7 protein-coding genes and 1 pseudogene are annotated in these 7,534 nt (G+C 58.7%); 1 reads left to right on the top strand and 7 read right to left on the bottom strand.

The genetic code is table 11. The features are described 5' to 3' along the window. Nucleotides 1-458: 458 nt before the first annotated feature. The 6 genes from ACFFNA_RS40320 to ACFFNA_RS40295 all read right to left on the bottom strand — a co-directional run bounded on the left by ACFFNA_RS40320 (nucleotide 459) and on the right by ACFFNA_RS40295 (nucleotide 6,046). Nucleotides 459-1,622, bottom strand: a complete 1,164-nt coding sequence (locus ACFFNA_RS40320; protein ID WP_378925999.1) for a M20 aminoacylase family protein — start codon at nucleotides 1,620-1,622, stop codon at nucleotides 459-461. Between the two features lie 134 nt (nucleotides 1,623-1,756). Then, a complete protein-coding gene (gene ehuA / locus ACFFNA_RS40315; RefSeq protein WP_378925996.1) occupies nucleotides 1,757-2,578 on the bottom strand; it encodes an ectoine/hydroxyectoine ABC transporter ATP-binding protein EhuA in 822 nt (273 codons plus the stop codon). Continuing rightward, on the bottom strand, nucleotides 2,578-3,240 hold the full coding sequence (gene ehuD / locus ACFFNA_RS40310; RefSeq protein ID WP_378925994.1) for an ectoine/hydroxyectoine ABC transporter permease subunit EhuD: 663 nt from the start codon (nucleotides 3,238-3,240) through the stop codon (nucleotides 2,578-2,580). Before ehuD ends, ehuA begins: the two co-directional genes overlap by 1 nt. A gap of 4 nt (nucleotides 3,241-3,244) precedes the next feature. Then, nucleotides 3,245-3,910, bottom strand: coding sequence for an ectoine/hydroxyectoine ABC transporter permease subunit EhuC (ehuC, locus tag ACFFNA_RS40305; RefSeq protein ID WP_378925992.1), 666 nt, complete (start codon nucleotides 3,908-3,910; stop codon nucleotides 3,245-3,247). Between the two features lie 112 nt (nucleotides 3,911-4,022). Beyond that, complete coding sequence (gene ehuB, locus ACFFNA_RS40300) at nucleotides 4,023-4,865, bottom strand: ectoine/hydroxyectoine ABC transporter substrate-binding protein EhuB (RefSeq protein ID WP_378925989.1); 843 nt, start codon at nucleotides 4,863-4,865, stop codon at nucleotides 4,023-4,025. Nucleotides 4,866-5,014: 149 nt separating this feature from the next. Continuing rightward, nucleotides 5,015-6,046, bottom strand: a complete 1,032-nt coding sequence (locus ACFFNA_RS40295; RefSeq protein ID WP_378925986.1) for a M24 family metallopeptidase — start codon at nucleotides 6,044-6,046, stop codon at nucleotides 5,015-5,017. Between the two features lie 84 nt (nucleotides 6,047-6,130). Between ACFFNA_RS40295 and ACFFNA_RS40290 the strand changes: the two genes are divergently transcribed. Further along, nucleotides 6,131-6,891, top strand: a protein-coding gene (locus tag ACFFNA_RS40290; RefSeq protein ID WP_378925984.1) for an IS5 family transposase whose coding sequence is annotated in 2 segments (ribosomal slippage) — nucleotides 6,131-6,470 and nucleotides 6,470-6,891 — 762 coding nt in all. Because the reading frame shifts where the segments join, the coding sequence is not laid out codon by codon here. A 26-nt stretch (nucleotides 6,892-6,917) separates the two neighbouring features. Here ACFFNA_RS40290 and ACFFNA_RS40285 read toward each other — a convergent pair. Then, nucleotides 6,918-7,370, bottom strand: a pseudogene (locus ACFFNA_RS40285) (IS91 family transposase); the annotation flags it as partial. Nucleotides 7,371-7,534 lie beyond the last annotated feature (164 nt).

Here is a 7,534-nt window from a genome sequence, read left to right as displayed (position 1 = left end):
GGAAGGCTCTGCGCCTCCGCCGGTTGCTCAACCCGCGCCAAGAGGCGTAACAGAAACGGCCAAGGCTCTAATCGCCGCTGGATGAATGTTCAGTGGCAGGTCACCGGCGTTGGTTTTGCCCTGCTGGGCGGGTGAAGCGACGGGCGCTGGTGCGGAGCCTTTGGCACAGCGCAGCGTGAGCGACCGTCGCGTATTGACGGTGCTGGCGAACTCGTCAGCCGTCTTCCAGGCGATCTGGGAGTGCGGCCACGCGGTGCTGCTTGCGCAATTCGGCAGCGCGGGCGCGCATGCCCCTCCAGGCATCGAGCAACGGCATGATAATCTGCTGGAGCCCGGGCAACCATCCTTCCAACGCATCGCAACCGCGCCAGTGTTCCCAACCCCGCGATTACCCTATGTAATTGGAAGCCTCACCGTAGGGGTACTGATGCAGTGCACTGCGTGTGGCGAAGTACACATCAAACAGCCAAGCTTTTCTCGACCAGATTTACCCAGTAGCCAATTCCGTAAGGTAGAGCCTCGTCATCAAAATCATACGCCGGATGATGCAATCCAGCGCTCGGGCCGTTGCCGAGGAAGATGAAGGCGCCCGACCGCGCCTGAAGCATATAGGCAAAATCTTCGGAGCCCATGATCGGCTTGACCCTGTCGTTGACCGAACCATCACCCACAAGGCCCCGGGCAGCGTCGGTTGCCTGATTTGTTTCCTTGGTATGGTTGAAGGTGAGCGGCTCAAGTCTACGGTGTTTGTACTCGATCTCGGCTCCTAGGCCATGCGCGATACCTTCGGCGCAAACCTTGATCTGGCGTTCTGTAAAATCCCGCAACGAGGGCGAAAGGGTCCGGACGGTGCCGCCGATCGCAACCTGGTCCGAGATAATGTTATAGGCTTGGCCAGCCTCCAATCTCGTCACCGAGATGACGAGGGCCTCGGTTGGATCTGTATTGCGAGAAACGAGGGTCTGCAGACCAACAACTATTTGCGCCGCAACGACGATGGGATCCACGGTGAGATGTGGCGTGGCTGCGTGCCCGCCTTTTCCTTTCACGATGACGTCAAACTCGTCTAGCGCCGCCATGATTGCGCCGTCGCATATCCCGAACTTTCCAATGTCGATTCCAGGCATGTTGTGCATGCCAAACACACGCGAAATCCCAAAGCGTTCCATCAGCCCCCCCTGCACCATTCTTTCTGCGCCACGACCGGCCTCCTCGGCCGGCTGGAAGATCAGGACCGCAGTGCCTTTGAAGCTCCGCGTGTTGGCAAGGTGTTTTGCTGCCCCCAATAGCATGGCAGTGTGACCGTCGTGGCCGCAAGCATGCATCTTTCCGGCGTTCTCTGAAGTCCAGGGCTTATTGGAAGCTTCGACGATTGGCAGAGCATCCATGTCTGTGCGCAAGCCGATCGTCGGGCCGTCCCCTCTAATTCCCTGGATGACCGCCACTACGCCCGTTTCCGCTATGCCGGTTTCGATGTGATTGATCCCGAAGGATGCTAGCTTATTTGCCACAAATTTCGCGCTGTCGTAGAGCCCGTATTCCAGCTCGGGTGTCCGATGCAGATACCGACGCCATTCGGTTGCTTCGATTTGAAGATAGCGAAATTCTTCAATACCACGCATTTCTGAGGCCCCGTGTTTCAACCTATATCGATCTTGCGGCGAGTTGACTTACCTTGATGAGAACCATTCGCGGCGCTCATGAACAACCCCCTCGAAGCGGCATTTCGCACGCGCTTTCGCGGGAGCATACCTAGTCAAATCGCCTCGCAGACCGCACTCAGGAACTGCCGAGTGCGCTCCATCTTGGGGTTCCCGAAAAGCTGCTCAGGCGTTCCCTGCTCCTCTATGCGTCCGCGAAAGAAGAAGCATACGCGATCCGAGATGTCCTTGGCGAAGCCCATTTGGTGGGTGACCATCAGCATGGTCAGATGGTGTTCGGCGACGAGCTTGCGGATGACGGTGGTGACCTCGCCGATGACCTCCGGGTCGAGCGCCGACGTGACCTCGTCAAAAAGCATGACCTTCGGCCGCATGGCGAGCGCGCGCGCGATCGCCACGCGCTGCTGCTGGCCGCCCGAGAGGCGCGATGGGTGTTGGTCGCGCTTGTCGGTCATGCCGACCATCGCCAGCAGTTCCTCGGAGCGCTCGCGCGCCTCCTTCTTCGACAGGCCGAGCACGTGCACCGGACCTTCCATGCAGTTCTCCAGCGCGGTCATATGCGGGAACAGATTGAAGTGCTGGAAACACATGCCGATCCTGGAGCGCACCTTGCGCAAGTAGCGGGTGTTGGCGGGAGCAAGTCCGGTGCCGGTGGGCATGTGGGTCAACGGCTGGCCGTCCACGTAGACGACGCCGCCATTGATGGTCTCCAGCGTCATCAGCATTCTAAGGACGGTCGTCTTTCCCGAGCCGGAGGGGCCGATGATGGTGACCATTTCGCCTTCGGCGACGTCGAGGTCGAGCGAATCCAGGACCACCAGGCTCCCGTAGCGCTTGGTGACCTTCCTGAAACTCACCATCGGCAGATTGTCACCTTCAAGCGCAAGGGGGAAGGTGGACAGGTCGTCGGTGGTCATCAACTCATCCCCAGCTTTCTGCGCACCCAATTCTCGAAGACGCGAATGCCACCGGCAGTGGGCAGCGAAATAGCCAAGAAAATGACCCCGACCAGCGTGTATGGCTCGAGGAATCGATAGGTCTCGGAGCCGATGGAGTTCGCCGCGTGCATTAGTTCGGCTACGCCGATGACCGACAGGATAGGTGTGTCCTTGAAGATGCCGACCAGGTAGTTTCCCATGCCGGCGAGCGAGGGCGGCAGCGCCTGCGGGATGATGACGCGGAAATAGGTACGCGCGGTCGACAGGTTGAGCGAGGTCGCCGCCTCCCACTGGCTTTTCGGCACGCTGTCCAGCCCGCCGCGATAGACTTCCGACAGGTAAGAAGCGTAATGCAGGCCGATGGCGAACATGCCTGCAGTCCACGGCGAGAGCCTCAGGCCGAATTGTGGCCCCACATAAAAGACGAAGAAGATCTGTAACACAAGCGGCGTCGATCGGATAAACTCGATGGTTTCGCGCACCAGCATGGTCAATGCCGGGTAAGGCGTGCGCTGTGCGAGCGCCAAGACGAGACCGAGGACGATGGCGTAGCCGAACCCGGCCGCCATGAGAGTGTTACCGGTGGCCACGAGCAGGCGGGGCAGAATCTGCCAGGTGAAGTCCCATCGCCAGTCGAACACTGCCTCACGCCCTCCCCATCTTGCGCATCATGAAGCCTTCCAGCCATCGCATGGAGGGAGTGATCATGAAGCGAGCGATGACGTAGTAGACGATAAGCCCGGTGCCGAAGCTCTGGGCTGACACGTAGGTTGTACCGTTGATCTGCTTGACCTGGAACGTCAAGTCGGAGACGGCGATCAGCGCGACCAAAGCGGTGCTCTTTAAAAGCTCAATGAGAAGATTACCCCAAGGTGGCAGCATGATCAGCAACGCCTGCGGCATGATCACGCGCCGCATGCGCTTGGCCGGAGACATGTTGAGCGCCAGCGCCGCCTCCCATTGGCCTTGCGGTACAGACAGGATCGCGCCGCGCACTACCTCTGACCCGTAGGCGCCAAGGTTCATTCCGACAGCGGCGAAGCCGGCGGTGAATTTCTCCAGGGTGATGCCGAAAAGCGGCAGCACGAAAAAGACCCAGTAGAGCTGGACGAGGAGCGAGGTGCCGCGGAATATCTCGATGTAGACGATGGCCATGCCGCGGACCAGCGGGTTTGGCGCCATACGCATCAGCCCGGTCGCAAGCGCTATCGCAATCCCCAAAATCGCTGCCGTGACGGTCAATAAGATCGTGATCAGAGTCCCGCTGAGGATCAGGCCGCCGTATCGGCCGAGGAACTCAAAATAGGACATGCCCGTTTAGAACCTTCCCTAAAAGCCACTTAGGCGGCAGGCAATGCCCCGTGACGGGCACTTGGAAAGAGTGGATTGGCGGACCGAAAGCTCGGTCCGCCCTGCGCCCCGATTATCGGTTGGCGCAGATCCATTTAGTGTTGTTCTCGTCGCCTGGCAGCCAATCTTTGGTATAGCCGTATTTTGCGACAGCTTTCATCATCTCCTCCGACCCAATATATTCCTTCAGGGCAGCATTGAAGGCGGCTATAAATTCCTGGTCTTCCTTGCTGAATGCGAGGCCACCCCAGTTGAACGAATCCTTGGGCATCGCTGCCGGATCGGTCACTTCCAGTTTACCACGGCTGCCGGCGGCCAACTCTCCAACCAGGATAGGGGTGCCTGCCCCAGCGTCTGCACGCCCGGCCTGCACGGCAGCAAGGATCTCGGGTGGACCTGGTACCTCCATGATTTTTGCGGCGTCGACACCCGCAGCCTTCGCGTGCTGAATGTTTGCGTAACCAGCCCCGGTGACACCACTCTTGAGTAGGTCGTCATAATTGCGGAGATGTTTAGGATTGCCTGCGGGAACAAGGAATGCCTCTCCCGCCTTGTAGATCGGCTCGGCGAAGGCGACGTTCTCGCAACGCGATGCGAGAATGAACATACCACCTGTGATAATGTCGAAGCGACCCGCTTGCAGTCCGGGGACCAGCCCACCCCATTCTGTCTGGACGGGCTCTATTTTGTCATAGCCCATCTTTTTCAGTACATCGAGCGTCATGATGTTGACGAAGCCCTCAGGCTCTCCGCTCTTACCCAGATATGCAGCCGGCACTTCATTGGCAAAGCCAAGGCGAATCGGCTTTCCCGCGGCAATTCGATCCGTCAGCGGACCGGCTATCGCAGTTGCGGCGGCCATGGCACTGAGCGCGATGGCGATCACAAAAGTATTCGTGACCATTGCTGCCTTCATTTCAACTCCCTTGTTGCGCCGTCAATGATTTACCAGCATGTGACGGGGCATATTGCTTAGCGACTTCGCGCCATTTTTCGTGATGCGAACGGTTTCACTGAAGATGTAACCATCAGTCTTCTCCCATATCCCAATGAGGAGATGGAAGGTCATATTCTCCTGAATCTCGGTTCATCTCCCTCCATGAAGCTGGGGCCCCCGTCCACCCAATCGACACCTATCGAGTATCCAATTCGGGATTCTTTTCGAACACCACGAGGTCCAAATTCGCGTCTGAACGCTCGCTCCACATCGATGCACTTTACTCCTGGCCTCAAAGTTTCAAACGCAGCGAGCCATCCGTCATGGCATGCTTGATGCACGTGCTGTGCCCGAGCGGAGGGTTCACCCAAAAATATGCTTCGTGACAACGCACAGGCATAGCGGTGCCGGAATGCACCCATCTCGAAATTAGTTTGGGTACCCATCTTGTAGCGCCCGTCGCCCCACTTGCTGTGGCATTGGTTCGCGAGAAACCCAACAGCCATGTTTGGCAAGCCGATATGGCTCCCGCCGCCTGGGAACTCCGGGGTCCCGCTCGTCAACGCATATTGTACGGCAGCCGCGACATCGCACTCTCTCGCTCCTACGGCGATTTCAAGCTGAGCTACCTCCATAGCCTTTTCTACGATCTTTCCAGCTTGCTCCATGTACATGAGTTCAGCGGGAGATTTGATAGCTTTCAATTTGGAAACTAATCCATCGGCATCGATGAAATCGGACGTTCCTAAGCTGTTGCTTAGGGCAGCATACCCCTTAACTCCCAGCATCTTACCTGAAAGCTCCACTCCAATGCGGCTTGACTCACTGCGCTCTCTCACGAGATCGCCAATGGGCTGCCATGCCGAAAGCTCGCTCGAACCGATGTATTTCTCTGCATAAAAGAGGATACGCGCTTCGGGCAAGTACGATTCCACCATCGCACCAGTTACGTCGAGCTCGCGCAATATCAACCAAGGATCTTCATCGTCTTGACACACTAGAGCGATTTGGGGAACATAGTCCGAATATCCCGCGTATCCGGTAATATAGTTTATACTAGACTCCTCCAACACAAGCAGGCAATCAATACCATGCTCCCCCATTTTTTGGCGGAGCCGAGCTGTTCGTGCGCGATATTCTTCCCTATCGAATGCAGGCATTTCTAGGACGTAGTGACGATTTAAGGGTTTGGGATTCCCAAGGATTGGCAAATCAGATTCAACGCTGATTTTTGGAGATCGGCGATGGATTGCGATGCGCTTGGGGACGACCAGTGGGACCGGATCAAGGGTTTTGTGCCCGGTGGCACGAAAGGCAAGCGCGGCCCGCGTACAGATAATCGGAAGTTCCTCGACGCGCTGTTGTGGATGGCGCGTTCGGGTGGCCGTTGGCGCGACCTGCCGGAGCGGCTTGGCGATTACCGCTCGGTGAAGCGGCGCTATTATCGTTGGATCGGGATGGGCGTGCTGGACGATATGCTGGAAATGCTCGCCCGCGAAGCCGACCTCGAATGGCTGATGATCGACAGCACGATCGTGCGAGCGCACCAGCATGCCGCCGGGGCACGCAAGGTCAAAGGGGGGCGGATGCCCAGGGCCTGGGTCGGTCTCGCGGCGGCCTGAGTACCAAGATCCACGCCGCCACCGAGGCGCTCGGCCTTCCCATCCGCCTGATCGGCACCCCCGGCCAGCGCAACGACATCGCCTTGGCCCACGACCTGATCGACGGTATCGACGCCGATGCCGCCATCGCCGACAAGGGATACGACGCCGATCACCTCGTTGACAGGATCACTGAACAGGGCGCAGAGGTCGTCATCCCGCCCAAGCGCAACCGCAAGGCCCAGCGGCCATACGACCGCGATCTCTACAAGGAGCGCAACCGCATCGAGCGCTTCTTCAACAAGCTCAAGCAGTTCAGGCGCGTCGCAACCCGTTACGACAAGCTGCTCGCAAACTTCATGGGTTTCGTCAAACTCGCAGCGATCGCCATTTGGCTCAGATAGTTAAATCGTCACCACGTCCTAGAGAAGAACTTCAACTGGCCGGCCGCGAAGGCTTTCTCCAGGTGCTCCAGAAACAAGCGTCGGAACAGGCGTGAGAGCACCCGGACCGGCAGGAAGAAGCCGGGTTTGCAGGCAATCCATCGCGTGCCGTCGGCAGAAAGGCCACCGCCTGGGACGACGCAGTGCAGGTGGGGATGGTGCAGCAAGTTCTGGCCCCAGGTGTGCAGCACGGCGAAGAAGCCGATCTCGGCACCCAGGTGTTTGGGATCGGCCGCCGCCACCCTCAAGGCTTCGGATGCGGCCTTGAACAGGATCGCATAGACCGCCGCCTTGTTCTGGAAGGCGATCTCAGCGATCTGGGCCGGGACGGTGAAGACCACGTGGAAGTAAGACACCGGCAGCAGATCGGCCTGACGGTCGGCGAGCCACCGTTCGCGCGTCGCGCTCTGACACTTGGGACAATGCCGGTTGCGGCAGGTAATGGGCATTTCCCATTACCTGCCTTGGACTAACCCGCTCCGCCACGGCGGAGCGGCAAGGGGGGTGTACGCCGACGGCGCGGTCTTGATGGCGTCCTCTGTCGTGCCGGTCAGGCGTTCAATAGGAGCTCCAACTGCGCGAGCATGGGGTGGCTGCTTGCAGC

It is taken from the genome of Mesorhizobium kowhaii, assembly GCF_042431665.1.
Lineage (GTDB): Bacteria > Pseudomonadota > Alphaproteobacteria > Rhizobiales > Rhizobiaceae > Mesorhizobium > Mesorhizobium kowhaii.
Note: the sequence above shows the minus strand (reverse complement) of the source record. Positions and strands in the feature narration are given on the sequence as shown.

Excerpts from the sequence above, each read along its gene's own strand:
- ACFFNA_RS40320 (WP_378925999.1), bottom strand. The coding sequence starts at position 1,622 with ATGCGTGGTATTGAAGAATTTCGCTATCTTCAAATCGAAGCAACCGAA.
- ACFFNA_RS40295 (WP_378925986.1), bottom strand. The coding sequence starts at position 6,046 with ATGCCTGCATTCGATAGGGAAGAATATCGCGCACGAACAGCTCGGCTC.
- ehuA (WP_378925996.1), bottom strand. The coding sequence starts at position 2,578 with ATGACCACCGACGACCTGTCCACCTTCCCCCTTGCGCTTGAAGGTGAC.
- ehuB (WP_378925989.1), bottom strand. The coding sequence starts at position 4,865 with ATGAAGGCAGCAATGGTCACGAATACTTTTGTGATCGCCATCGCGCTC.
- ehuC (WP_378925992.1), bottom strand. The coding sequence starts at position 3,910 with ATGTCCTATTTTGAGTTCCTCGGCCGATACGGCGGCCTGATCCTCAGC.